We start from the raw sequence: 24,456 nt of genomic DNA, 5'->3' as shown, positions 1-24,456 counted from the left end.
CGGTTGGACACGGACTGGACAAGCACCTGAACGCGCTGGTGAAGGTCGCGTCCGGGTGGGATCGGCCGTGAACCACGGCCGATCCCGTTCAGTGCGAGCCCCGGGCTAGAGGGCCGGGGTGGTCTCCACGACCGCGTCGGGGCACGTGTCCGCGACGGACGTCAGCGCGGCGAGCTCCGCCTCGTCGACCGACAGGCTCCAGCGGGTCTTCACGGTGGTCCACTCGGTGACGTACCGGCAGTGCGCCTCCTCCGCCGGGGGCATCCACTCGGCGGGGTCCCGGTCGGCCTTGGACCGGTTGGAGGCCGCGCTCACGGCCACGAGCGCCACCGGCTCGTCCAGGTCGTTGGCGAAGTCCCGGCGCTGGTTCGTGCTCCACTCGGACGCCCCGGAGTCCCACGCCTCGGCCAGCGGGACCATGTGGTCGATGTCCAGGGAGCGGGCCTCGGTGATGGTGCGGCCGTCGTAGTAGGAGTGCCACTCGCCCCCGGTCAGTCTGCAGCGGTCCCCGACCTCCGGCGCGGTCTCGGCCTCCTCGATGAGGACCTCCGCGCGGGTGTGGCATCCGTTGCCGTCGGCGTCGACCCAGTGCGGGAAGAGGCTTCGGTCGTAGCCGGAACGGGACTCGTCCGCGACGGTGAGGGCGGAGATCGCGTCGGCCAGGGGCGTGGGCGCGGCGTACGCGGGGCTGGGGGCCAGGAGAGCGGCGGTGAGTGGGATGGCGGCGAGGGCTGCCAGGTGCGGGCGCATACGAAGGCCTTCCAGGTTGTTCACAGAACGTGTAGGTCCTGTGCCTGGGGGTCACGAGTCAAACCCGCGACCGCTCGATACGCCCGAGACCGGCGGGACGGGTCGTGACCAGTACGGACAAGCCCGGCCTTGCGGGTGTGGTTCCGGTCGGCCCTCCCGACCCTGGGACTCCGGACCGTAACGGGCTCCCCGAGGGCGGTCCGGTACGGGGCCGAACGGTAGGGTCCGGCACAGGCACGGGGTGCCCCGGACACACGGGGCTGAGATCACACCCGTCGAACCTGCTCTGGATCGTGCTAGCGAAGGGATCGCCTCATGACTGGTTTCTGTGCTCTCGTGTGGGAGGAGACGGCGTCGACACGGGACGCCATCGACGCCCTCCCGTTCGTCCAGGGGATCGGGGACGGCACCCTGAGCCGGGAACGGTTCGACTACTACATGGTCCAGGACGCCCTGTACCTGCGCGGATACGCGCGTGCCCTGGCCACGGCGGCCGCCAGGGCGGACACCAGCGAGGAGATCGCGTTCTTCGCCAAGGCGGCGCACGGCGCGATCGCGGTGGAGAGCTCCCTGCACGAGGGCACCGTGGGCAGTGTCGCGGAGGACGTCCAGCCGTCCCCGACCTGTACCGCCTACACCTCGTACGTGCTTTCGCTGGCGCACACCCAGGGCTATCCCGAACTCGTGGCCGGGGTCCTGCCGTGCTTCTGGGTCTACACCGACGTCGGTGAACGGCTCATGGCCAAGGCCGGGGACCTCAGTGACCACCCCTACGGCGACTGGATCGCCACCTACGGGGACGAGGAGTTCGCCCGGTCCACCGAGCAGGTGAAGGCGATCGCGGACCGGCTCGCCGCCGGTGCGGGCGAGGCGACGGTCTCCCGGATGCGTGAGGCGTTCCGGAGGGCCACCACCTACGAGTGGATGTTCTGGGACGCGGCCTGGCGCCAGGAGGCCTGGCGGCGCTGAGGCTCAGCGCTCCGGGACCGGGGTGAGGCGGAAGACGGGGATGACCCGGTCGGTCCGCCGCTGGTAGAGGGCGAAGTTGGGCCAGACCCCGCACAGACGTGCCCAGGCCCGGTCCCGGGGCGCCCCGGTGAGTTCCTCGGCCCGGACGGTCACCCCCCGCCCCGCCCCGCCGATCTCGGCCGTGCGCGCGGCCCTCAGGTTGAGCGCCCACGCGGGGGTGGAGTCGGCACCGAAGGCCGATCCGGCCACCAGGTGGTCCGTGCCGTCGGGGACGCACAGCAGGGGTGTGCGACGCGGTTGGCCGCTCTTACGGCCCCTGACGGTGAGCACGGTGTTGGGCAGCCCGGCGAGGTCGAGCAGACCGAGGCGCCCTCGGCTGAGGCGGTACAGGTTCCGGTCCAGCCAGGTGATCTGGGGCAGGAGTCGCGGTGTCCACGCGAGGGCCCCGATCCGTACGGCCAGGGGTGTGAGCAGGCCCATGTGCGCATCGTAGCCGTGCTGGGGGCGGCCCGCACTCCACGGTGACCCGCGGCGACACGCCTCACGGACTGGGATCCGCGCTGGGCGGGTGGAAGACTCCAGGCAGAGCCGTGACGTGCGCGGACGCTGCCGGAGGGGGCTGTCGATGGTGGAGGACGGGCTGGTCGCGCCGAAGGTGGTGGTGGGGATCGACGGGTCGCCCACCGCCTCGTGGGCCCTGCTCTGGGCGGCCGCGGAGGCCGACCGGCGCGGGTGGCCGCTGCACGTGGTGTACGCCCTGGCGATGCCGTTGGTGACCTCCCTCTACGCGGGGACCACCCGCTTCCCGCCCCCCGAGGAGGTCTCCGACCACGGCCGCCGGATCCTGGCCGAGGCCGGAGCCCACGTGCGCGGGCGCCACCCAGGGGTTCCCGTGGAGGAGGTCCTGGCGTTGGAGGAGCCGGGCGCCGCTCTGGCGCGGCGGACGGGCCCGGACGACCTCGCGGTGGTGGGTTCGCGCGGACTGGGCGCGGCGCGGTCGGTGCTGGACGCCTCGGTGAGCGTCCGGCTGGCGTCCCGGGCGGAGTGCCCCGTGGTCGTGGTGCCCGGGACCGGGGCGGAGAATCCCGCGGTCCCGCCGCGCCGGATCGTGGTGGGGGTGGACGGGTCCGACGACTCCCGGCGCGCGCTGGCCTTCGCTCTGCGGGAGGCCTCGCTGGTGGAGGGCGGTTCGGTGGTGGCGGTGCACAGCTGGCAGGTCCCGTTGCCGCTCGACTCCCGTTTCCTGGACGAGGGCGAGTGGTACCCGCCGGACGAACTGTTGGACCGGAGGGCGCAGGAGTTGGTGTCGGAGATGCTGGCCCGGGTCGTGGACGACGGGACCGAGGGGGTGGCCGTCTCCGTGGTGCGTGGCGGGCGGGAGGCCTCCGAGGCCATCGTGGAGGCGGGTACGGCGGCGGACCTGATCGTCGTGGGCTCCCGTGGACGGGGCAGCGTGCGCGGCCTGCTCCTGGGCTCCGTGAGCCAGGGCGTGCTGCACGCGGCGACCGTCCCGGTCGCGGTCCTGCCGAGGCGCCCCCGTCCCCGCTGACCCGGTACGGAGCACTCGCCGGTCAGTGTGAACCCGCTCCCAACTGGTGTGACGCCCCCCGGGCCCGGGAACTACTCCGGGCCCGGAGTAGTTCCCTCCAGTGAAGGAACGCACCGACACCCGGACCACACCCCCTGGGGTGACCACCATGGGACCTCGGCACGAACGCCCCGGCTCGGCCGGGCACGGTCGGCGGCGCACCGCCGTTCCCTCGCCCCTCCCCCGTCACCCGAGGAACCCGATGCCCCAGCTCCACCCCGACCTGGCCCCTGCCCGCTTCCTGCCCACACCGACGTTCGGCCCCCGCACGGCGCGTCTGGCGCAGCGGCTCACCGAACGCATGCGGCCGGTCCGGACTCCGTCCGATCTTCTCGTCGAGGAGCACACGGTGCCGGGGCCCGAGGGCGCGCCGCCGCTCAGCCTCCGGGTCTACCGGCCCCGGTCCCTGGAGGGCCCCTCCCCCGCGCTGCTGTGGAGCCATGGCGGCGGGTACCTGTTCGGCAGCCCGGTCCAGGACGAGAGGGGCAGCGTCGAGTTCGCCCGCGAACTGGGCGCCACCGTGGTGGCGCTCCGCTACCGCAAGGCCCCCCAGCACACCGCCCCGGCGCCGGTCGAGGACGCCCACGCGGCGCTCTCCTGGATGGCGGATCGGGCCGGACCGCTGGGGATCGACCCCGACCGCGTGGCGATCGGCGGCGCCAGCGCGGGTGGTGGCATCACGGCGGCCCTGGCCCAGATGTGCCTGGACCGGGGCGGACCCCGACCGCTGTTCCAGCTGCTCGTCTACCCGATGCTCGACGACCGCACCGCGCTCCGCACCGACCTGGACGAACGCGGCGTGCGCATGTGGTCCGCGGCCAGCAACCGGTACGCCTGGCGGTCGTACCTCGGCGCCGAACCCGGAGGTGCGGAGCTCTCGCCCTACGCGGCCCCGGCACGCCGTGAGGACCTGTCCGGTCTGCCCCCGGCCTGGATCGGGGTGGGCACCCTGGACCTGTTCCACGACGAGGACCTCGCCTACGCCGAGCGCCTGCGCGCGACCGGAGTCCCCTGCGCGACCACCGTGGTCCCGGGGGCCTTTCACGGGTTCGACACGTACCTTCCCCACGCGGAGGTGGTCCGGGAGTTCCGCCGCGAGCAGGTCGCGGTGCTGCGGGCGGCGTTCGGGTGAACACCTCCCCGTTCCCTCGCGAAATGGTCCCAATACATCATTGAATGACGGCGAGACAGGGGACGTTGAGTGAATTCTCCTGGCCGATCCCGGTCAGGAGAATTCCTCGTTTCACCCCTGTGCGCACGTGTGCCTTCCGTGTTTTTCATTAACTGGCAAGTAACCACGCCGAACACGAAGGACGGCCATGACGCCTATCCCCCACTCCGGTATGGACAGACGCGCGCTCCTGAGGACGGCGGCCCTGACTTCGGGGGCCGCGGTCCTCGGCGGTTCCCTCGGTGCCCTGGGCGCCGGCGGCGCCTCCGCCGAGACCACCGACCTCGCAGCCCAGGCGGCGCCCGAGCTGTACTGGCGCGGCGCCTGGAACGCTCGTCCGCCGAGCAGCCCCATCCAGGTCCTGGCCAACCCGCCGCAGTACATCGTGGTGCACCACACCGCGACGGCCAACAGCACGAACTACACGCTCGACCACGCGCTGAACCTGTCCAAGTCGATCCAGAACTACCACATGGACAGCAACGGCTGGATCGACACCGGTCAGCAGCTCACCATCAGCCGCGGCGGCCACCTCATGGAGGGCCGCGACCGCACGCCCGAGTCGATCGCCGCCCGTCAGCACGTGGTCGGCACGCACGTGGCCAACAACAACAGCACGTGCATCGGCATCGAGAACGAGGGCACCTACATGACCCAGGGCCCGACCCAGGCCCTGACGAACACGCTGGTCGACACCCTGGCCTGGCTGTGCGGGGCGTACGGCCTCAACCCGGGCAGCGCGATCCGGGGGCACCGGGACTTCAACGCCACCGCCTGCCCCGGCGACGTGCTGTACTCCATGCTTCCCGAGCTGCGCAACAGGGTCGCCCAGACCATGCTGGCCCAGGGCATCCCGATCGCGGCCGAGCCCGCGGCCACCGAGGACGGCCCGACCTTCCCGCCGGTCCCCGACGACGAGCCGGACCACGAGTTCTACCACGGCCCGCTCCGGGGCCCGGACGACTTCTCACGCTGACGTCCACGTAGAGGACATCTCCCCGTTCGGTGTCGCTCTCGCCCTCCCACGGCGCCCGTCCGCCCCGGTCACCCGGGGTTGGCGGGCGCCGCCCCGTGTCCGGCTCCAGGCATGTCGATGAACACGGAGGGTAGTCAACTCAATACACTTTGCCGTGATCCCCGCGTGGCCGACCGTCCCCGACGGGGCCGCGCTGGCACCCACGACCTGAGGAGCACGGCATGCGGGCCACGAAGGTAGCCGACTGGGACGACCTTGAACCGCTCCGGCCCGCCCACGCACGGGTCTCCAACGTGGACCTGGCCGTGCTCCGCCTGCCCGGGTCCTCCGTGTCCGCCGACACCCCCACCCCCGGGTCCACCGCCTCCGGGGACGAGGTCCGGGTCCTGTTCGGCCGCTGCCAGCACCGGGGCGCGCTCATGTCCGACGCGACCGTGGAGGACGGGACCCGGCTCGTCTGCGGGGTCCACGGCTCCGCCTACGACGCGCGCAGCGGCGTCAACCTCTACTACGAGGGCGAGGACCTGGAGAGGTTCGAGGCCTGGGTGGAGGACGGCGGGGTCTGGGTCGACGAGGACGAGATCCGCGCCTGGGAACGGGACCACCCGCAGAACTTCGACCGCTCCGCCTACCAGGGCTCCTACGCCGACTTCGCGGGGACCCCGGACGAACCCTTCAACGACCGCATCCACCAGCTGGCCGAGGACGGGCTCACCCGGGTGGGCCACCACGGCGAGGTGGCGGCGATGGGCGTGCCCCGGGGCGAGCTGCCCTCCTGGGACGACCTCCAGATCGTCACCGCCGAACTCCACACGCCTCCCCTGCTCGACGACCACCCGGTGGCCACCAGCGTGGTGATCGGCCCGAACGCCCGCCGCCCGCTGGTCCTGGACATCCCGCTCCTGGTCTCGGACATGAGCTTCGGCGCGCTCTCCGCCGAGGCCAAGACCGCGCTGTCCCGGGGCGCCGAACTGGCGGGCACCGGCATCTGTTCGGGCGAGGGCGGGATGCTCCCCGAGGAGCAGGAGGCCAACGGCCGCTACTTCTACGAGCTCGCGTCGGCCCGGTTCGGCTACTCGATGGACAAGGTGGCCCGCTGCCAGGCCTTCCACTTCAAGGGCGGTCAGGCGGCCAAGACCGGGACCGGCGGTCACCTGCCGGGCAGCAAGGTGAGCGGGCGGATCGCCGAGGTGCGCGACCTCCCCGAGGGCGTTCCGGCGATCTCCCCGGCCCGCTTCCCCGACCTCGTCTCCGTCGCGGACTTCCGCAGGGTGGCCGCCGAGGTGCGGGAGGCCACCGGGGGCATCCCGGTCGGCTTCAAGCTGTCCGCCCAGCACATCGAACGCGACCTGGACGCGGCGCTCCAGATCGGGGTGGACTACGTGATCCTGGACGGTCGGGGCGGCGGCACCGGCGCCGCTCCCCTGCTGTTCCGGAACAACATCTCCGTGCCGACCATCCCCGCGCTGGCCCGCGCCCGGCGCCACCTGGACCGACTGGGCCGCCGCGACGTCACCCTGATCATCACCGGGGGCCTGCGGGTACCCGCCGACTTCGTCAAGGCGCTGGCCCTGGGCGCGGACGCCGTCGCGGTCGCCAACTCCGCCATGCAGGCCATCGGCTGCCTGGGCATGCGCGCCTGTCACACCAACAACTGCCCCGTGGGCATCGCCACCCAGCGGCCGCACCTGCGCGCACGCCTGCCCGTGGCGGAGGCCGCCGAGCGGCTCAACCGGTTCCTGCGCTCCTCGGTGGAGCTCATGCAGGTGATGGCCCGGGCCTGCGGTCACGACCACCTGGGCGGGTTCGAGCCCGACGACCTGGTGGCGTGGAAGCGCGATCTGGCCGACCTGTCCGGGGTGACCTACGGCGGTGTCTCCGTCTGAGCACGCCCCCGGGCAGGAATCCGGCGGCGCCGGGTTTCCGACCCGGCACAAAAGGAACAGTTCCGTGCCCTCACGGATTTCGTCGAGGGTGAGACCCGGCCCTACAAATGCGCACCCAGGAAGTCGTCGATACTCTGCCGCGCGACCTGACTGGAGAATCCACCCCAGTTCAGGTCGAACATGTGCTCGGTCCACGGCAGTTCCACATGGTGGTGGGGAACGCCCACCGAAGTGAGGCGCTCGGCCATTCGACTGTTGTCCTCGGTGCCGATGAAGAAGTCGTGGCCCGCGGTGATCAGCAGGGTGGGGGGACCGTCCGCGTCCACCTGACGAACGGGGGACATCGCCTCGTACTCCCGCGCGTGTTCCTCCGGAGGGCCGCCGACCATGCGTTCACTCGACTCCAGGAGCTCGTCCCCCACCGGTGACCGCCGCTGGCGCCAGGGCACCGGCGGAGCGTCAGCGGTGCCGTCCGTCACTGAGTACCAGGCGACGACCGCGGCCGCCTCCGGAACCTCGGTGTCACAACTGGGCTCGGGACCATCCGCGTGCGCGGCCAGGAGGACCAGGAGTCCGCCTGCCGACTGGCCGTTGAGCGCGATGCGGTCGGGGTCGCCGCCGTACCGGGCGGCGTTCTCGTACACCCACCCCAGGGCGCAGCGTACGTCGGCCAGCGAGGCCGACCAGTCGCCGTCCGGGAAGAACCGGTAGTCCACGTCGAACACCACCCGCTGCCCTCCGCCGTCCGCGAGCCAGGTGTCCCAGCGGGGCAGCAGACTCTGCGGCAGGTCCGCCGCGCCTCCGTGCACGTTGACCACCACCGGCAGGCGGGTGTCCTCGGGGACCCCGCCCTCCGGCTGCCAGACGTCGAGCTCCAGCGGTTCTCCCGCCGGGGCGGCGTACTCGACCGTGACCGGTTCGCGGTCGGCCGTCGTGGCGAACCCGGCGGCGTACTGGAGCGGGTCCAGCCGCACGCCCTCGGCACGGGCCGTCCGCCAGACGGAAACCGAGGGGACCAGTGCCAGGACCAGAAGGAGCACGTTCGCCAGCGCGAGCACGAGCGCCCCCCGGGCACCACCTGAACGCAGGGCCGCCAGGGCGAGTGCCGTTCCGCACAGGGACACCAGCGCGAACACCGCCGAGAACTCCAGCACGACCAGAGCGGTCTGCCACATCGCCAGGGTCGGGGGTGGCAGGAGGACCACCCCCGTCCCCGCAAGGGTCGTCAGGCACAGCGCGGTCGAGCCGGCGAGGAGGATCCGCGAGCGAGCGGAGGCGTTCTTGAGCATGTTCACACAACCTTAATACGTCCGTATCGATACGAACGTATCACTTCAGTGCAGTCAGCTCCAGACCCCCGACAGCCCTTGAACCCTGAAACCGAAGGTCCCGAAGTACGCAGACCATGCGAAACGCCCCAGCGAAGAATGAACCTACCCACGGGTAACCCCCACCGGCACCGAACTCGGCGCCGCTCGTTAGGGTTCCCGTGGCCCTGCCTGGGCACCGCTTCCCTGGAGTGGCGCCCCTGCGCGGCCACCGGCAGCACCCGGAGTACCGGCAACACCGGCGACGGCGCCGGCCCGTGCCGGTACCGCGTCACGGAGTCCAGGAGGCATCCGGCATGTTCGAGAAGATACTGGTGGCCAACCGAGGTGAGATCGCCATCCGCGCCCTGCGCGCGGGGCACGAACTGGGAGCCCGCACCGTCGCGGTCTTCCCCCACGAGGACCGCCACTCGCTGCACCGGCTCAAGGCCGACGAGGCCTACCAGATCGGTGAGCCCGGGCACCCCGTCCGCGCCTACCTGTCCGTGGACGAGATCGTCCGCGCGGCACTCGAGGCGGGCGCCGACGCCGTCTACCCCGGCTACGGGTTCCTGTCCGAGAACCCCGCCCTGGCCCGCGCCTGCGCCGAGGCGGGCATCACCTTCGTCGGCCCGCCCGCCGAGGTCCTGGAACTGACCGGGAACAAGGCGACCGCCATCGCGGCCGCCAAGCGGGCGGGCATCCCCGTCCTGGACTCCACCGCGCCCTCCACCGACGTGGAGGGCCTGGTCGCCGCCGCCGAGGAGATCGGGTTCCCGGTCTTCGTCAAGGCCGTGGCCGGGGGCGGCGGCCGGGGCATGCGCCGGGTGGACGCGCCCGGCGCCCTGCGGGAGTCCATCGAGGCGGCCATGCGCGAGGCGGAGACCGCCTTCGGTGACCCCACGGTGTTCCTGGAGCGCGCCGTGGTGGACCCGCGCCACATCGAGGTGCAGATCCTCTCCGACGGCGAGGAGGTGATCCACCTCTACGAACGCGACTGCTCCGTGCAGCGCCGCCACCAGAAGGTCGTGGAGCTGGCCCCCGCCCCCAACCTGGACCCGGACCTGCGCGAGCGCATGTGCCGGGACGCGGTACTGCTCGCCCGGGAGCTGGGCTACCGCAACGCGGGCACCGTCGAGTTCCTGGTGGGCAGGGACGGCCGCCACGTGTTCATCGAGCTCAACCCGCGCATCCAGGTCGAGCACACGGTGACCGAGGAGGTCACCGACGTGGACCTCGTGCAGTCGCAGATCCGGATCGCCTCCGGTGAGACCCTCGCCGACCTGGGCCTGTCCCAGGACGCGATCGTCCTGCACGGCGCCGCGCTCCAGTGCCGCATCACCACCGAGGACCCGGCCAACGGGTTCCGGCCGGACACCGGGACGATCAGCGCCTACCGCTCCCCCGGCGGCTCGGGCATCCGCCTGGACGGCGGCACCGCCGCGGCGGGTTCGGAGGTCAGCGCGTACTTCGACTCGCTGCTGGTCAAGCTCACCTGCCGGGGCCGCGACTTCGCCACCGCCGTGAGCCGCGCCCAGCGCGCGGTGGCCGAGTTCCGGATCCGCGGCATCTCCACCAACATCCCCTTCCTCCAGGCGGTCCTGGAGGACGAGGACTTCCGACAGGGCCGGGTGACCACCTCGTTCATCGAGGAGCGCCCCCAGCTGTTGACCGCGCGTCCCTCCGCCGACCGGGGCACCCGCCTGCTCACCTACCTGGCCGACGTGACGGTGAACAAGCCGCACGGCGAACGCCCCCACCTGATCGACCCGGCCGCCAAGCTCCCCGCCGTCCCCGAGGGCGCCCCGCCCGCCGGGTCCCGGCAGCGCCTGCTCGACCTCGGACCCGAGGGTTTCGCCCGCTGGCTGCGCGAGTCCGAGACCCTGGGGGTCACCGACACGACCTTCCGCGACGCCCACCAGTCGCTGCTCGCCACCCGGGTGCGCACCCAGGACCTCCTGGCGGCCGCGCCCGCCGTGGCGCACACCCTGCCCGAGCTGCTGTCCCTGGAGTGCTGGGGAGGCGCCACCTACGACGTGGCGCTGCGCTTCCTGGCCGAGGACCCGTGGGAACGGCTGGCGGCACTGCGCGAGGCCGTGCCCAACGTGGCCCTCCAGATGCTGCTGCGCGGACGCAACACCGTCGGGTACACCCCCTACCCCACCGAGGTCACGAACGCGTTCGTGCGGGAGGCCGCCGCGACCGGCGTGGACGTCTTCCGGATCTTCGACGCCCTGAACGACGTCGAGCAGATGCGCCCGGCCATCGACGCGGTCCGCGAGACCGGCACCGGGGTCGCGGAGGTCGCGCTCTGCTACACCGCCGACCTCTCCGACCCGGCCGAGAAGCTGTACACGCTGGACTACTACCTGAGGCTGGCCGAGCGGATCGTGGAGTCCGGCGCCCACGTGCTCGCCGTCAAGGACATGGCCGGGCTGCTGCGCGCCCCGGCCGCCTCCCGGCTGGTGAGCGCGTTGCGCAGCGAGTTCGACCTGCCGGTCCACGTGCACACGCACGACACGGCCGGGGGCCAGCTCGCCACGTACCTGGCGGCGGTGAACGCGGGCGCGGACGCGGTGGACGGCGCGGTGGCGTCCATGTCGGGCACGACCTCGCAGCCCTCCCTGTCCGCGATCGTGGCCGCCTTCGACCACTCGGACACCCCCACCGGGCTCTCCCTGGACGCGGTGAACGAACTGGAGCCGTACTGGGAGTCGGTACGCAGGGTGTACGCGCCGTTCGAGGCCGCCCTGACCTCACCGACCGGCCGCGTGTACCACCACGAGATCCCCGGCGGCCAGCTGTCCAACCTGCGCACCCAGGCGGTCGCTCTGGGACTGGGCGACCGGTTCGAGGACATCGAGGCCGTGTACGCCGCCGCCGACCGCATGCTGGGCCGTCTGGTGAAGGTGACCCCCTCCTCCAAGGTGGTGGGGGACCTGGCCCTGCACCTGGTGGGCGCGGGCGTGTCACCCGAGGAGTTCGAGCAGGACCCGGACCGGTTCGACGTGCCCGACTCAGTGGTGGGCTTCCTCCGGGGTGAGCTGGGGGTTCCCCCGGGCGAGTGGCCCGAGCCGTTCCGCACCAAGGCGCTGCGCGGCCGTGGTGAGGCCCGCCCCACCACGCCGCTCAGCGAGGTGGACCGCGCCGGACTGGCGGAGGAGCCCCGCGCCACCCTGAACCGGCTGCTGTTCGCCGGGCCCACGAAGGAGTTCGAGGCGCACCGCGCCGCCTACGGCGACACCAGTGTGCTCGACAGCCGGGACTTCTTCTACGGTCTGCGCGAGGGCGAGGAGCACGTGGTGGACCTGGAGCCGGGCGTGCGTCTGCTCATCGGGCTCCAGGCGGTGAGCGAGGCCGACGAGCGCGGCATGCGCACCGTCATGACCACCCTCAACGACCAGCTGCGACCACTGCACGTGCGGGACCGGTCGCTGGCCTCGGACGCGCCCGAGGCGGAGAAGGCCGACCGCGACGACCCCGCGCAGGTCGCGGCGCCCTTCGCCGGGGTCGTCACCCCGACCGTCGCGGTGGGCGACGAGGTCGCGGCCGGGGACACGGTCGCGACCATCGAGGCCATGAAGATGGAGGCCTCCATCACCACCCCGTGTGCCGGGGTGGTCGCGCGGGTGGCCGTCGAGGGCGTCCAGCGTGTGGAGGGCGGCGACCTGATCGTCCACCTCCGGTGAGACTCCGGGTGGCCGTCCCGACGGCGGCCACCCGCCGTCCCGCACGCGGAAACGCCCGCGCGGCGGGGGTTTCCGGGGGTCGGGGTGCACCGGACCGGAGGGACCGGCCAGACTGGGCCGTTCCACTCCCCACCGGATCGGAACCCCATGAACACCCCCTCGGCCCCCGACGGCATCGACGTCTCCGCCCCGCACTCCGCGCGGGTGTGGAACTACTGGCTCGGCGGGAAGGACAACTACCCCGTCGACCGCGAGCTCGGTGACCAGATCCTCGGCATCCACCCCGGGATCGCCGTCGACGCCCGCGCGGGCCGGGCCTTCCTGGTCCGCACCGTCACCCATCTGGCCCGTGAGGAGGGCGTCCGCCAGTTCCTGGACGTCGGCACCGGGCTGCCCACCCACCAGAACACCCACGAGATCGCGCAGGCCGCCGCCCCGGACGCGCGGATCGTCTACGTGGACAACGACCCCATGGTGCTCACCCACGCCCGGGCGCTGTTGCAGGGCACCGAGGAGGGCGCCACCGCGTTCGTCGACCACGACCTGCGCGACACCGAGCGGGTCCTGGAACGCGCCGGTGCGCTGCTCGACCTGGACCAGCCGGTCGGGCTGTCGGTCATCGGCACGCTCGGACACCTCGCCACCATGGAGGAGGCGGCGGGGGTCGTCCGCTCGTACCTGGACGCGCTGCCCTCAGGAAGCTTCCTGGTGGTGGCGGACGCGGTCCTGCCCGACCAGGGCAGCGCCGCCGACGCCCTGGACGAGTGGAACAAGGAAGCCGCGCTGGCCTACCGGGGCCACACCGTGGCGGAGTTCACGTCCTACTTCGACGGTCTGGAGCTGCTCACCCCCGGGGTCGGCCCAGCCCCGCTGTGGCGCCCGGAGCCGGTGGAGGTGGGCCGCGCCCCCGACACCGACATGTACGGCGCCGTCGCGCGCAAACCCTGACCGCCCGCGATCCGGGGCGGTCTTCTGTGGGGGTTTCATACGATGTAGACCGAATCGATCACGCGGGGCGGCCCGCGACGAAAGGAACCCCGGTGGTTGACGTACCCGAACGCGCCCTGGTCGTGATGGCCCACCCCGACGACGCCGACTTCTCCTGTGCGGGGACCGTGGCGGTGTGGACCCGGGCCGGAGCCGAGGTGGTCTACCTGATGGTCACCGACGGCGAGGCCGGTGGCGACGAGCTCACCCTGGAGAGCGCGGAGATCGCCGCCATGCGCCGCGAGGAGCAGCGCAGGGCGGCGGCCGAGGTCGGGGTCAAGGACGTGCGCTTCCTCGGCTACCCCGACGGGAGGGTGCAGGCCACCCTGGACCTGCGCCGGGACATCGCGCGGGTGATCCGTCAGGTCCGCCCCGACCGCATGGTCATCCCCAACCCCGAACGCGACTGGGACAGCGTCGCCGCCAGCCACCCGGACCACATGGCCACCGGCGTGGCCGCGTTCGACGCCGTCTTCCCCGACTCCCGCAACCCGCACGCGCACCGCGAGCTCCTCCACGAGGAGGCCCTGGCCCCGTGGACCGTCCCGGAGGTGTGGGTGACCGGCGGCCCCGCGCCGCACACCTACTCGGACATCACCGACGTCTTCGAGCGCAAGGTGGCCGCGCTGGCCGCGCACGAGAGCCAGATCGGCGACATCGACGAGCTGGAGCCCATGCTGCGCCAGTGGATGGGGGCCAACGCCACGGAGGGCGGGCTGCCCGAGGGGCGCCTGGCCGAGGTCTTCCGGACCGTCCGGACCGTCTGAGGCGTCCGCCGGGGCCGGGGCCACCGGCCCCGCCCCCGGCGGCCGAGGCGCCGGGTAACCACGACCTATCCTCGAAGGGTGACGAACACGTTCCACCCCAGCGGGGCGGCCGAGGCCGCCCGCCGTGTACGCGACGTCCTCGGCGCGGGGCCGGTGGTCGTACTGACCGGCGCGGGGATCTCGACCGACTCGGGCATCCCCGACTACCGGGGCCCGGACTCACCGCCGCGCAGACCCATGACCTACCAGGAGTTCGTCGGGGACGCGGCCTTCCGGCGCCACTACTGGGCCCGCAACCACGTCGGCTGGCGCCACGTGGCGGGGACCTCCCCCAACGACGGACACCGCGCCCTGGCCGAGCTCGAACGCGCCGGAATCGTGTCCGGGGTGATCACGCAGAACGTGGACACCCTGCACGACGCGGCGGGCAGCCGGAACGTCATCGACCTGCACGGCCGCTACGACCGCGTGGTCTGCCTGGACTGTCGCACCGTGACGGGCCGCGCGGAGCTGGCCGTACGCCTCACCGCACTCAACCCGGGCTTCGCGGAGGAGGTGGCCGACGTCGAGGTGGCCCCGGACGCCGACGCCGTGCTGGCCTCCACCGCCCACTTCCGGGTGGCCGACTGCTCCGACTGCGGCGGGGTCCTCAAGCCGGACATCGTGTACTTCGGTGAGAACGTGCCCCGGCCACGGGTGGAGGAGGCCTACGCGATGGTCGACCGGGCCGCAGGACTGCTGGTCGTGGGCTCGTCGCTCACGGTCTTCTCCGGCCGCCGGTTCGTGAAGCGCGCCGTGGGGCAGGACCAACCAGTGGTCATCCTCAACCGGGGTGCCACGCGCGGTGACGACGCCGCGACCCTGACCGTGGGGTTGGGCTGCTCGGAGGTCCTGCGCGCGCTGGCGGACGACCACGCCGCACGTGAGGGTTCTCCGTGACGCCGCCCCCACCCGACGTCCCGTCAATGTGTACCAACCGGACGGTACAGTAACCCCGAGGGGCGACCCGAGCGCCCTCCACCGGCTCCTCCGGGCGGGGAGAACCACCATCCGAGCGCACACGGAGGTCCACGTGCCGATCAGCAACAGGAACATCCTCGTCTCCGGGGGCGGCGTGGCCGGAAGCGCGCTGGCCACCTGGTTGGCCCGGCGGGGTTTCCGACCCACGGTCGTCGACGTCGCCCCGGGGCCGCGCGCGGAGGCCTGCGCCGCCGAGGTCTCACGCCAGGGGATGGCCCTCCTGGACCGGATGGGCGCGGGCGAGCGGGTCCGCGCGCTCGGCTCCCCCGTCACCGAGGTCCGCACCCATGTCAGCGGACGCCGGGAACCCACCTGCGTTCCCGGGGACCCCGGGAACCTCGTCGTCCGACACGAGGACCTGGTCGGCGCCCTGCGGGAGGACGAGGGCCGGGTCGAGTACCTGCCCGGCGACGGCGTCACCGCGCTGAAGCAGGACGCGGACGGCGTCGACGTCACCTTCGCGCACGCCCCCGCCCGCAGGTTCGACCTGGTCGTGGGCGCGGACGGCCCGTACTCGCCCGTGCGGGGGCTCGCCTTCCCCGGCCCGGACGAGAAGCGCCTGCGCTACCTCGGCGCCAACACGGCGACCTTCGAGACCGACAACGTCCTCGGCACCGGCAACGCCACGGCCTGGCACGTGTGGCCGCACCGGGGCTGTCTGGTCACGGCCCTGCCCGGCGGCGACCGGGCCTCGGTGGCGCTGGTGGTGCGCGAACGCTTCCCGATCGACGCGGACTCCCTGGACCAGGAGGCCAGGCGACGGTGGGTGGAGGAGGCCTTCGGTCGGGACGGCTGGGAGATGCCCCGGCTGCTGCGGGCCGCGCGCGAGACCGACCTGCGCGTGGCGCCGTCCACCCAGGTGCGCATGGACGTGTGGGAGCACGGCCGCGTGGTGCTGGTGGGTGACGCCGCGTGCTCCCCCGACCAGCTGAGCGGGCAGGGGCCGACCATCGCGCTGATGGGCGCCCTGGCCCTGGCGGGCGAACTGGTGTTCACGGAGGGCGACCACGGTCGGGCCTTCTTCTCCTACGAGGCGGCACTGCGCCACTCCGTCCGGGAGGCCCAGACCGTGGCCCCGTACGTGGTGGACAGCGTGGCCCCGGAGGCGGGGCGCTACGAGACGTGGATCCGGGAGCGGGCCGAACTGGCCCTGGCCCGGGGCACCAGACTGATGGGGCGCCTCGGCATCCGACCGCCCGTGGACGCCGTGGGCGGGGAGTTCGCCCTGGAGCGGTACGCCGCGATACTCGAAGGCTGAGGTTCCGGGGCCCGCCCCACAGCGGGCCCCCGTTCCGGGGTGACGCACGGGTGCGCTACGATAATGATTATCGTTTCCATCCCAGGGAGGCCCCCATGACCGTGGCGACACCCCTGCGCGTGGTCGTGGTCTCCGGGTTGCACCGGCTGGCCCGCCGCGGCACCGTGGACGACCTCATCACCGCCGTCCCCGGCGCCGTGGCCCTCCACCACGACCTGGACGGGATCTCCGAGGGCGTCGTCCTCCGGGTCACCCGCAGCAGGTGGGGCGTCCTGGACCGCGCACGGGTCGACCTCGACCACCCGTGCGCCACCTGCGCCCTGCGCGAGGACCTCCTCCCCGTCCTCCTGGAGCTGGCCGAGAGCGGCGAGCACAGCCTCTGCGTCGTGGAGACCTGGGACGCGGTCGAACCCGCTCCGCGGCCGAGGCCATCGCCGCCCGCGAGGAACTGCGTCTGGCCGCCGTGGTCACCGCCGTCGACGCCGAGCGCCTGCTCCCGGACCTGTCCTGTGTCGACGACCTCTCCGACCGCTCCCTGACCGTCGTCCCCGAGGACCGGCGGACCGTCGCCGAGGTCCTCTCCCGCCAGGTCGAGTACCCCACGGTGGTCGCCCTCCACGGGGACCGCCACCGGCACGAGGCCCGCGCGCTCGTCGAGCACCTGAACCCGGCGACCCTCGTGGTCCCGCCCGGAGGCGGCCTGATCGCCCTCACCGAGGGGCGCTTCCGCCCCGAGGTCGCCGCCAACCGGCTCAACCCGGCGTGGGCCCAGTACCGGGACCTCACCGACGCGAGGGTCAGCACCGTGGTGTGGACCCGCAGACGCCCCCTGCACCCGGTCCGCCTGCACGAGGCCCTGGAGCGGATCGTCTCCACCGGGCTCCGTGGACGCGGCCGGATCTGGCTGGCCAGCAGGCCCGACACCCTGCTGTCCTGGGAGACCTACAACGACACCCTCGTGCTGGAGAGCGCGGGTCCCTGGTTGGCCGCCCTGCCCGGCGCCGCCCTCGACCTGGTCTCCGACACCCATCGCGCCTCGGCCTCCCTGGACTGGGACCCGGTGGTGGGCGACCGCCGCCAGCACCTGGCCGTCACCGGCGTGGACCTCGACGCCGGGCGGCTCACGGAACTCCTCGACTCCTGCCTGCTCACCGACGAGGAGGCGGGCGGCCCCCTCACCGTGGACCCCTTCGCCGACGCGCTCTGACCGGCCGGGGCCCTCCGACGCCCCCGACGGACCCCATTGGAGGCGGACCCGTGCCGGTCGCGTCCGCCGCCTGACACCCACCGGCACCGAGAACGGGGCCGACCGTACGTGATCCGGTCGGCCCGAAGGGTTCCCGGGGTTCTCCCTTCCCCGGGAGCCCCCACCCCCGCCCCGGGAACCCGCCCCCGCGCGTGGCCCGGCCGGGAGCCGCACCGAGTCCCCGCTCACTCCCTGGGCGGCGCCGTGCTGTCGCGCTGGACCAGGCGAGTGGCCAGTTCCATCCGCGTGGTCTCGGGCTCACCCCCGTTGACCAGGTCGAACAGCATGCGCGTGGCCATCTGCGCCATGTCGCGCAACGGCTGCCGGACGGTGGTCAGCGGCGGGGTCGCCCACCTGGCTTCGGGGAGATCGTCGAACCCCACCACCGAGACGTCGTCCGGCACCCTCAGGCCGCGTTTGTACAGGACCTCGTAGGCACCCCGGGCCATCTGGTCCGAACCCGCGAAGATCGCCGTCGGCGGCTCGGGCAGGTCGAGCAGGACCTCCGTGAGGTCCTTGCCGGTCCCGGCGAGGAAGTCGCCGTGGGTGACGTAGCCGTCGGGCACGGGGAGACCCGCGTCGCGCATGGCGCTGCGGTACCCGTCCACGCGGGCCCGGCTGCACATCACGTCCGGTGGGCCGGCGAGCATGGCGACGCGCCGGTGACCGAGACCGATGAGGTGCTCGGTCGCGGTCAGACCGCCGTCCCAGTTGGCGGCGCCCACCGCCGGGGTCTCCCGCGCGGGGTCTCCGACGGGGTCGACGAGGACCACGGGGATCCCCAGCGCGTCCAGCTGGTCCTGCTGCTGGGGGGAGAGCTCGGACAGCACCAGTACCACTCCGTCGGAGCGCCGGTCCTGGATGTTGTCGAGCCACCTGCGGCCGGGCCTGCTGCGCTTGCGGTCGTGCACGGCGGAGACCACGACCCCGAACCCCGCGTCGTGCGCGACCTCCTCGACCCCGGTGAGGATCTCCATGGCCCAGGGGCTGCCCAGGTCCAGGAAGACGAGGTCGATCAGACCGACCGGTCGGCGCTTGCGGTGACGCCGTTGCTGGTAGCGGTGCTGCTCCAGCAACCGCTCGACCTGGCGGCGGGTCTCGGCCGCCACGTCGAGATGGCCGTTGATCACCTTGGAGACCGTCGAGACGGAGACCCCCGCCTCACCAGCGATCTCGGCCAGCGTGGGGCGACTCTTCGCCATGTGCCTCCTCGTCGTCGAAGACCGGGTTCCGGTGGTTCGCTGCGCTGGATTCTATCCCGAAAGTTTTCGGAGTCGAACACCGCAACCTCCTCGCAATCCGAACTCCCCTTGACGGAGACACAGGGACAACTTAGCGTCAGCCTTCCCGAAAGCTATCGGAAACCTTTCGCAGACTTTCGGACCCCCCGGAACAACGGAAGAACGGTGTACACGCCATGAGTCGCACCCACCGGACACGTGTGATCGGCAGTACCTCCCTGGCCCTCTCCCTCCTCCTCGCCACCGGCTGCGGCACCTCGGGCCCGGGCGGCGCCGACTCCGTGCAGGTCTGGGCCCTGGAGGACGCGGCGGTCAACGAGATCGTCGAACAGGGCATCGAGGCGCACAACGCGTCCCATGACGTGCCCGCCGAACTCGTCACCTTCGTCAACGACGCCTACAAGCAGCGCCTCCAGGTGGCGCTCGGCTCCCCCAACGCGCCCGACGTGTTCTTCAACTGGGGCGGCGGCAACCTCGCCCAGTACGCCGACCAGGGCCAGGTCCTCGACCTCACCCCGACCCTGGACGACAACCCCGAGTTCCGCGACGCCTTCCTTCCCAGCGTCCTGGACGTGGCCGCCATCGACGGCTCCTACTACGGCGTGCCCCTCCTCGGCGTGCAACCCGTCGTCATGTACTACAACAAGCCCGTCCTGGCTGCGTCCGGGCTCCAGCCCCCGCGGACCCTCGCCGAACTCCACGAGGCGATCGACGTCCTCCGGGCCGACGGCGTCACCCCGATCGTCCTCCCCGGGGCCCAGGGCTGGACCCAGCTGATGTGGTTCTCCTACCTCGTGGACCGGATCGGCGGCCCCGACGTGTTCCAGGCCGTCGCGGACCAGGAGGAGGGCGCCTGGCGGCACCCCGCCGTCCTGGAGGCCATGGAGACCTGCCAGGACCTGGTCGACCGGGGGGCCTTCGGCAACAACTTCACCTCCATCGACTACGACAACGGCAGCGCCTCCACCCTCCTGGCCACCGGTGAGTCCGCGATGTTCCTGATGGGCAGCTGGGACCTCGCCCAGCAGATGGACAACAACCCCGAGTTCGTCGAGAACGACGACCTCGGCTTCACCTCCTTCCCCACCGTGGAGGGCGGAGCGGGAGACCCCGACGCGATCGTCGGCAACCCCAGCAACTACTTCTCCGTGAACAGCGACAGCCAGCACGCGGAAGCGGCGACCGACTTCCTCGTCGAGACCCTGGCCTCCGAGGAGTACGTGGCCGAACTCATCAAGGAGGGCCAGGTCCCCGCCGTCGAGGGCATCGAGGACCAGCTCCAGGAGAGCGACCACGCCGAGTTCGCCACCTTCACCCACGAACTGGTCTCGGGGGCGCCCACCTTCACCCAGTCGTGGGACCAGGCCCTGGCCCCCGCGGCGGCCGAGGCCATGCTGACCAACCTCCAACTGCTCTTCATCGGCGACATCACCCCTGAGGAGTTCGCCGAGGACATGGAGCAGCGGTGAGGAACTCCGCCACGGAGCGGCCCGGGTTCCTCTGGGTCACACCGGCACTGCTGTTCTTCGGCCTGTTCGGCCTGGCCCCCGTGGCCGTCGTGGGCTACCTCAGCCTCACCTCGTGGGACGGAATCGGCACCCCGCAGTGGGTGGGCCTGGCCAACTGGTCGGCGCTCCCGGGCGACGGCCAGGTCCGCGGCGGACTCACGATCACCCTGACCCTGACCGTCCTGTGCTGGGCGACCCAGACCCCGCTGGCCCTGGCCTTCGGGGTGTGGGCGGCCGGTCCCCAACGCGTCCGGGCGGTGGTGAGCGCGGTCTTCTTCCTGCCGCTGCTGTTGTCCACCGCGGCCATCGCCCTGGTCTGGAAGGCCCTGCTCGACCCGAGCTTCGGCATCCCCTCCCAGGTCAGGGAGTGGTTCGCGCTGAGCCACAGCAACGTGCTCGGAGATCCCGCACTGGCGCTGTACGCGATCGTGCTCATCCTGCTGTGGCAGTTCCTGCCGTTCCACATGCTCCTGTACCAGGCGGCCGCACGACAGGTGCCGCGATCGCTCCACGAGGCGGCCGAACTGGACGGGGCCTCCGGCCTCCAGCGCTTCTGGCGCATCACCGTGCCGCAGCTACGGCACACGATCATCGCGTCGTCGGTGCTGATGCTCGTCGGCTCCATGACCTACTTCGAGACGGTCCTGCTACTGACCGCCGGAGGGCCGGGCAACGCCACCCGCATCCTGCCGCTGCACATGTACAACCAGGGCTTCGTCTCCTTCCAGATGGGCTACGCCAGCGCCATCGCCGTGCTGCTGGTGGTCCTGGGGACCGGACTCTCCCTGGCGGTGGTGCGGGTGACCGGCTACTCCCGGATGACCAGCCAGAGGGAGGGGATGTGACATGGCGTCCCGAACCGGCGCCCGACCGGCGTACGCCTCAGGGATCGGCGCCGCCCTGTGGCTGCTCGTCGTGTGCGTGCCCCTGTACTACCTCGTCGCCACGAGCCTGCGCGGACCGGGCGACTACCTGTCGCGGGGCCCGCTGTCCCTGCCCGAGTCACTCACCCTGGACAACTACCGCAACGCCTTCGAGGTCGGGTTCCTCGGCTTCCTGGCCAACAGCCTGATCGTGGCGTCCGGGGCGATCCTCCTGGTCCTGGTGGTGGCGGTACCCGCCGCGTTCGCGATCGTGCGCGGACGCAGCCGCGCCGTCCGGATCAGTTTCACCCTGTTCCTCCTGGGGCTGGCGGTCCCGGCCCAGGCGGTGATGATCCCGATCTACCTGATCATCACCCGGCTGCACCTGTACGACAGCCTGCCCGCGATCATCCTGCCGACCGCCGCGTTCACCCTGCCGATCTCCATCGTCGTGCTCACCAGCTCGCTGCGGGACGTGCCCGGCGAACTGTACGAGGCGATGGCGCTGGACGGCGCCGCGACCTGGCAGGTGTTCCTCCGCCTGGTCCTGCCGCTGTCACGGCCGGGCGTGGTGACGGTGGCGATCTTCGTCGGCCTCAACGCCTGGAACAACTTCATCTTCCCGCTGGTGCTCACCCAGAGCGAGTCCAACCGGGTCCTTCCCCTGGGGCTCTGGGCGTTCCAGACCCAGTACGGCACCGACGTTCCCGGCCTGATGGCCGCCGTGGTGCTCTCCACCATCCCGATCCTGGCCCTGTACCTGTTCGGCCGGAGACACCTGCTGGGCGGGCTCGCCGCCGGATTCGGCAAGTAGAGGACCACCCCCACCCCGAAAGGCCGTGATGACGACCGCGACCATCACCAACCCGGTCCTGCCCGGGTTCCACCCCGACCCGTCGATCCTGCGGGTCGGCGAGGACTACTACCTGGCGACCTCGACCTTCGAGTGGAGCCCGGGGGTGCTGCTGCACCACTCCCGGGACCTGGTCCACTGGCGCCCCCTCGGCGGCATCCTCGACCACGACCGCCTCCTCGACCTCACCGGCCACCGCGACGGAGCGGGCGTGTGGGCGCCCTGCCTGTCCCACAAGGACGGGGTGTTCCACCTGATCTTCACTGACGTGGAGAACTACGCCGAGGGCTTCTGGGACACGCCCAACTACGTGACCACCTCTCCCACGCCCGACGGCCCGTGGAGCGACCCCGCGCCGATCCACTCGATGGGTTTCGACCCGTCCCTGTTCCACGACGAGGACGGCCGGAGCTGGGTGGTCACCAGCCTCATGGACTGGCGGCCCGGACACCACGCCTTCGCGGGGATCGTGCTCCAGGAACTGGACACCGAGTGGATGCGGCTCCTGGGCGAACCGCAGGTGGTCTTCGAGGGCACCTCGGCCAGGGTGACCGAGGCCCCGCACCTGTACCGGGAGAACGGGTGGTACTACCTGGTGACCGCCGAGGGAGGGACGCAGTGGGACCACCAGGTGACGGTCGCGCGGTCCAGGGAGATCACCGGCCCCTACGAGGCGGACCCGGCCGGGCCCATGCTCTCCTCCCGGGAGCACCCGTCACTGACCCTGCAGAAGGCCGGGCACGGAAGCCTGGTCAGCACCCCGTCCGGCAAGTGGTTCCTGGCGCACCTGGCGTCCCGCCCGCTCACCGAACGCGGCCGTTGCGTGCGCGGGCGTGAGACGGCCCTGCAACGCGTGGACTGGGTGGAGGGCTGGCCCCGGGTCCGGGACGGGGTGCCCCACGAGGAGGTCGAGGGGCCCGACCTGGAACCGCACCCGTGGCCGGAGGCGCCCGCGAGGGACGACTTCGACGCCCCGGTGCTGCGCCCGGAGTGGAGCACGCTGCGGCGCCACGTGGACGAGGAGTGGGTCTCGCTGACCGAGCGCCCAGGCCACCTGCGCGTACAGGGCGGGCAGTCCCCCTCCGGCACCCGCAGCCCGAGCCTGGTGGCGCGACGGGTGCAGCACGAGCGGTGCGTGATGGAGACGGTGATGGAGTTCTCCACCGACACCTTCCAGCGGATGGCCGGGCTGACCGCGTACTACAACATGCGGCAGTGGCACTATCTGCGCGTCGGCTTCGACGAGCAGGAGGGGCTGTTCGCCGGTGTGCTCAGCTCGGACCGGGGCCGGGTACGCGAGTCCGGTGACCGGGTCGACGTGCGGGGCTGGGAGCGCTTTCACCTGCGCGCCGTGATCGACGGAGCCGAACTGCGGTTCGCCCTCTCCCCCGACGGCCGGAGCTGGACGCCCGTCGGCGGGGTACTGGACGCCAGCATCCTGTCCGACGACTACGCCGCCGAGCGTGCGGCCGACGGTGAGACCGCCACCATCTGGGGCTTCACGGGCGCCTTCCTCGGCCTGTGGGTCCACGACCTGACCGGCACGGGCTGCCACGCCGACTTCGACCACGCCACCTACCAGGGATCCTGAGCATCGGGCGGGGAGTGCCGACGGGCACTCCCCGCACCTGCTCAGAGCCGGTCGAGCGCGTCGAGCTGCGCGGGGTTCAGGCGCAGACTCCGCAGCTCGTCGAGCAGACGCGCGAGTCTGCCCTGTGGAACCCGTACACCCGCGAGTGACGACAGATGTGGGCGCAGCGCGTCGGCGACGTGCCTCCGTGCCGTTGCGTCGGCGTCGGGAGCGAGTTCGACGAGAGCGTTGATCGCGGCGAAGAACGAGGGGGCGTCCTTCAGTCCGCCGATCGCGGCGAGGCCCTCCTCCACCACCGAGGTGTCCCCACCGGACAGGTGCACGACGAGGGTGGCGATGTCGGAATCGAGCCTGGCGGCCTCCGTTGACAGGCCCGACGCCCGGTGCACGGCGGCCAGGGCGCCGACCACCCCGTCAGCGGCCTCGGGCTCCCGCCACTGCTCGCGCAGGGATCGCACGAGATCCCGTTGGGTCCGCAGGCGTGCGATCCGGGTCTCGATGTCCGCCTCCACCCGGTCGAGGACGCCGTCAGCCGACGACTCCTCGTCCAGCGCCTCCCCGACGTCGGTGAGGCCGACGCCCGCCTCGACCAGGTGCCGGATCCGCAGCAACCGGACCAGGTCGTCGGCGGTGTACCGCCGGTACCCGTTCACCGTCCTCGGCGGCTCGGGCAACAGGCCGATCTGGTGGTAGTGGCGCACCGTCCGCACGGTCACCCCGGCCAGGTCCGCCAGTTCGCGTGAGCGCATCTTCTCGGCCTCCTTGACTACGACGCTACGTCATAGT

Annotated in this window: 19 protein-coding genes, 1 pseudogene and 1 riboswitch; of the genes and pseudogenes, 15 read left to right on the top strand and 5 right to left on the bottom strand. The window is 72.1% G+C overall.

Annotation, left to right across the window (positions count from 1 at the left end):
• Positions 1–105: 105 nt before the first annotated feature.
• Entirely contained in the window at positions 106–750 is a 645-nt protein-coding gene (locus AC0VYL_RS07605; RefSeq protein ID WP_475460688.1) for an HNH endonuclease family protein, read from the bottom strand.
• A gap of 227 nt (positions 751–977) precedes the next feature.
• Positions 978–1,076, top strand: a riboswitch (TPP riboswitch).
• On the opposite strand from AC0VYL_RS07605, the gene tenA reads away from it, so the two are divergent.
• Positions 1,066–1,719 (top strand): thiaminase II, encoded by a 654-nt coding sequence (gene tenA / locus AC0VYL_RS07600; protein ID WP_475482701.1) that lies wholly within the window; start codon positions 1,066–1,068, stop codon positions 1,717–1,719. (Overlaps the previous riboswitch by 11 nt.)
• A 3-nt stretch (positions 1,720–1,722) precedes the next feature.
• On the opposite strand, the gene AC0VYL_RS07595 is transcribed toward tenA, so the two are convergent.
• Positions 1,723–2,199 (bottom strand): nitroreductase/quinone reductase family protein, encoded by a 477-nt coding sequence (locus AC0VYL_RS07595; RefSeq protein ID WP_475460684.1) that lies wholly within the window; start codon positions 2,197–2,199, stop codon positions 1,723–1,725.
• Between the two features lie 145 nt (positions 2,200–2,344).
• Between AC0VYL_RS07595 and AC0VYL_RS07590 the strand changes: the two genes are divergently transcribed.
• The 4 genes from AC0VYL_RS07590 (at position 2,345) to AC0VYL_RS07575 (ending at position 7,340) form a co-directional block, all read left to right on the top strand.
• On the top strand, positions 2,345–3,268 hold the full coding sequence (locus tag AC0VYL_RS07590) for a universal stress protein (RefSeq protein ID WP_475462974.1): 924 nt from the start codon (positions 2,345–2,347) through the stop codon (positions 3,266–3,268).
• A 241-nt stretch (positions 3,269–3,509) separates the two neighbouring features.
• Positions 3,510–4,439 carry an alpha/beta hydrolase gene (locus tag AC0VYL_RS07585; protein ID WP_475482700.1) on the top strand — a complete coding sequence of 310 codons (930 nt, stop codon included), beginning with the start codon at positions 3,510–3,512 and terminating at the stop codon, positions 4,437–4,439.
• A 187-nt stretch (positions 4,440–4,626) separates the two neighbouring features.
• On the top strand, positions 4,627–5,454 hold the full coding sequence (locus AC0VYL_RS07580) for a peptidoglycan recognition protein family protein (RefSeq protein ID WP_475460680.1): 828 nt from the start codon (positions 4,627–4,629) through the stop codon (positions 5,452–5,454).
• 221 nt (positions 5,455–5,675) lie between these two features.
• Positions 5,676–7,340, top strand: coding sequence for a glutamate synthase-related protein (locus tag AC0VYL_RS07575; protein ID WP_475460678.1), 1,665 nt, complete (start codon positions 5,676–5,678; stop codon positions 7,338–7,340).
• Between the two features lie 101 nt (positions 7,341–7,441).
• On the opposite strand, the gene AC0VYL_RS07570 is transcribed toward AC0VYL_RS07575, so the two are convergent.
• Entirely contained in the window at positions 7,442–8,629 is a 1,188-nt protein-coding gene (locus AC0VYL_RS07570; RefSeq protein WP_475483487.1) for an alpha/beta hydrolase, read from the bottom strand.
• A gap of 335 nt (positions 8,630–8,964) precedes the next feature.
• On the opposite strand from AC0VYL_RS07570, the gene AC0VYL_RS07565 reads away from it, so the two are divergent.
• From AC0VYL_RS07565 to AC0VYL_RS07540, 6 genes and pseudogenes are all read left to right on the top strand, one after another.
• Positions 8,965–12,336: a pyruvate carboxylase gene (locus tag AC0VYL_RS07565; protein ID WP_475482699.1), complete on the top strand. Its 3,372-nt coding sequence runs from the start codon at positions 8,965–8,967 to the stop codon at positions 12,334–12,336.
• Positions 12,337–12,483: 147 nt separating this feature from the next.
• Positions 12,484–13,284 (top strand): SAM-dependent methyltransferase, encoded by an 801-nt coding sequence (locus AC0VYL_RS07560; protein WP_475482698.1) that lies wholly within the window; start codon positions 12,484–12,486, stop codon positions 13,282–13,284.
• 92 nt (positions 13,285–13,376) lie between these two features.
• Positions 13,377–14,090 (top strand): PIG-L deacetylase family protein, encoded by a 714-nt coding sequence (locus AC0VYL_RS07555; protein WP_475460672.1) that lies wholly within the window; start codon positions 13,377–13,379, stop codon positions 14,088–14,090.
• 78 nt (positions 14,091–14,168) lie between these two features.
• Positions 14,169–15,029, top strand: a complete 861-nt coding sequence (locus AC0VYL_RS07550) for an NAD-dependent protein deacetylase (protein WP_475482697.1) — start codon at positions 14,169–14,171, stop codon at positions 15,027–15,029.
• Between the two features lie 133 nt (positions 15,030–15,162).
• Positions 15,163–16,368 carry an FAD-dependent monooxygenase gene (locus AC0VYL_RS07545; protein ID WP_475482696.1) on the top strand — a complete coding sequence of 402 codons (1,206 nt, stop codon included), beginning with the start codon at positions 15,163–15,165 and terminating at the stop codon, positions 16,366–16,368.
• A gap of 95 nt (positions 16,369–16,463) precedes the next feature.
• A pseudogene (locus tag AC0VYL_RS07540) lies at positions 16,464–17,575 on the top strand (GTP-binding protein).
• Positions 17,576–17,799: 224 nt separating this feature from the next.
• Here the strand turns inward: AC0VYL_RS07540 and AC0VYL_RS07535 are convergent.
• Positions 17,800–18,816, bottom strand: coding sequence for a LacI family DNA-binding transcriptional regulator (locus AC0VYL_RS07535; RefSeq protein ID WP_475460665.1), 1,017 nt, complete (start codon positions 18,814–18,816; stop codon positions 17,800–17,802).
• A gap of 215 nt (positions 18,817–19,031) precedes the next feature.
• Here AC0VYL_RS07535 and AC0VYL_RS07530 point away from each other — a divergent pair, with 215 nt between their 5' ends.
• Genes AC0VYL_RS07530 through AC0VYL_RS07515 form a run of 4 tightly spaced genes read left to right on the top strand, consistent with a single transcriptional unit; the run spans position 19,032 to position 23,670 of the window.
• The gene (locus tag AC0VYL_RS07530) at positions 19,032–20,324 is read left to right on the top strand and encodes an ABC transporter substrate-binding protein (protein WP_475482695.1); all 1,293 of its coding nucleotides are present in this window, start codon (positions 19,032–19,034) and stop codon (positions 20,322–20,324) included.
• Positions 20,321–21,208 (top strand): carbohydrate ABC transporter permease, encoded by an 888-nt coding sequence (locus AC0VYL_RS07525; RefSeq protein WP_475482694.1) that lies wholly within the window; start codon positions 20,321–20,323, stop codon positions 21,206–21,208. The genes AC0VYL_RS07530 and AC0VYL_RS07525 overlap by 4 nt, the downstream gene beginning before the upstream one ends.
• A 1-nt stretch (position 21,209) precedes the next feature.
• A complete protein-coding gene (locus AC0VYL_RS07520; protein ID WP_475482693.1) occupies positions 21,210–22,040 on the top strand; it encodes a carbohydrate ABC transporter permease in 831 nt (276 codons plus the stop codon).
• A 28-nt stretch (positions 22,041–22,068) separates the two neighbouring features.
• Positions 22,069–23,670, top strand: a complete 1,602-nt coding sequence (locus AC0VYL_RS07515) for a glycoside hydrolase family 43 protein (protein ID WP_475482692.1) — start codon at positions 22,069–22,071, stop codon at positions 23,668–23,670.
• A gap of 41 nt (positions 23,671–23,711) precedes the next feature.
• Here AC0VYL_RS07515 and AC0VYL_RS07510 read toward each other — a convergent pair whose 3' ends face one another.
• A complete protein-coding gene (locus tag AC0VYL_RS07510) occupies positions 23,712–24,419 on the bottom strand; it encodes a MerR family transcriptional regulator (protein ID WP_475482691.1) in 708 nt (235 codons plus the stop codon).
• Between the last annotated feature and the right edge of the window lie 37 nt (positions 24,420–24,456).

Source organism: Nocardiopsis sp. iso_238, assembly GCF_056173325.1.
This window is presented reverse-complemented; position numbering and strand designations above follow the sequence as displayed.

Coding starts and splice junctions, on each gene's coding strand:
- AC0VYL_RS07570 (WP_475483487.1), bottom strand. CDS start 8,629: ATGCTCAAGAACGCCTCCGCTCGCTCGCGGATCCTCCTCGCCGGCTCG.
- AC0VYL_RS07575 (WP_475460678.1), top strand. CDS start 5,676: ATGCGGGCCACGAAGGTAGCCGACTGGGACGACCTTGAACCGCTCCGG.
- AC0VYL_RS07595 (WP_475460684.1), bottom strand. CDS start 2,199: ATGGGCCTGCTCACACCCCTGGCCGTACGGATCGGGGCCCTCGCGTGG.
- AC0VYL_RS07510 (WP_475482691.1), bottom strand. CDS start 24,419: ATGCGCTCACGCGAACTGGCGGACCTGGCCGGGGTGACCGTGCGGACG.
- tenA (WP_475482701.1), top strand. CDS start 1,066: ATGACTGGTTTCTGTGCTCTCGTGTGGGAGGAGACGGCGTCGACACGG.
- AC0VYL_RS07535 (WP_475460665.1), bottom strand. CDS start 18,816: ATGGCGAAGAGTCGCCCCACGCTGGCCGAGATCGCTGGTGAGGCGGGG.
- AC0VYL_RS07515 (WP_475482692.1), top strand. CDS start 22,069: ATGACGACCGCGACCATCACCAACCCGGTCCTGCCCGGGTTCCACCCC.
- AC0VYL_RS07520 (WP_475482693.1), top strand. CDS start 21,210: ATGGCGTCCCGAACCGGCGCCCGACCGGCGTACGCCTCAGGGATCGGC.
- AC0VYL_RS07565 (WP_475482699.1), top strand. CDS start 8,965: ATGTTCGAGAAGATACTGGTGGCCAACCGAGGTGAGATCGCCATCCGC.
- AC0VYL_RS07530 (WP_475482695.1), top strand. CDS start 19,032: ATGAGTCGCACCCACCGGACACGTGTGATCGGCAGTACCTCCCTGGCC.
- AC0VYL_RS07560 (WP_475482698.1), top strand. CDS start 12,484: ATGAACACCCCCTCGGCCCCCGACGGCATCGACGTCTCCGCCCCGCAC.
- AC0VYL_RS07605 (WP_475460688.1), bottom strand. CDS start 750: ATGCGCCCGCACCTGGCAGCCCTCGCCGCCATCCCACTCACCGCCGCT.
- AC0VYL_RS07580 (WP_475460680.1), top strand. CDS start 4,627: ATGACGCCTATCCCCCACTCCGGTATGGACAGACGCGCGCTCCTGAGG.
- AC0VYL_RS07590 (WP_475462974.1), top strand. CDS start 2,345: ATGGTGGAGGACGGGCTGGTCGCGCCGAAGGTGGTGGTGGGGATCGAC.
- AC0VYL_RS07585 (WP_475482700.1), top strand. CDS start 3,510: ATGCCCCAGCTCCACCCCGACCTGGCCCCTGCCCGCTTCCTGCCCACA.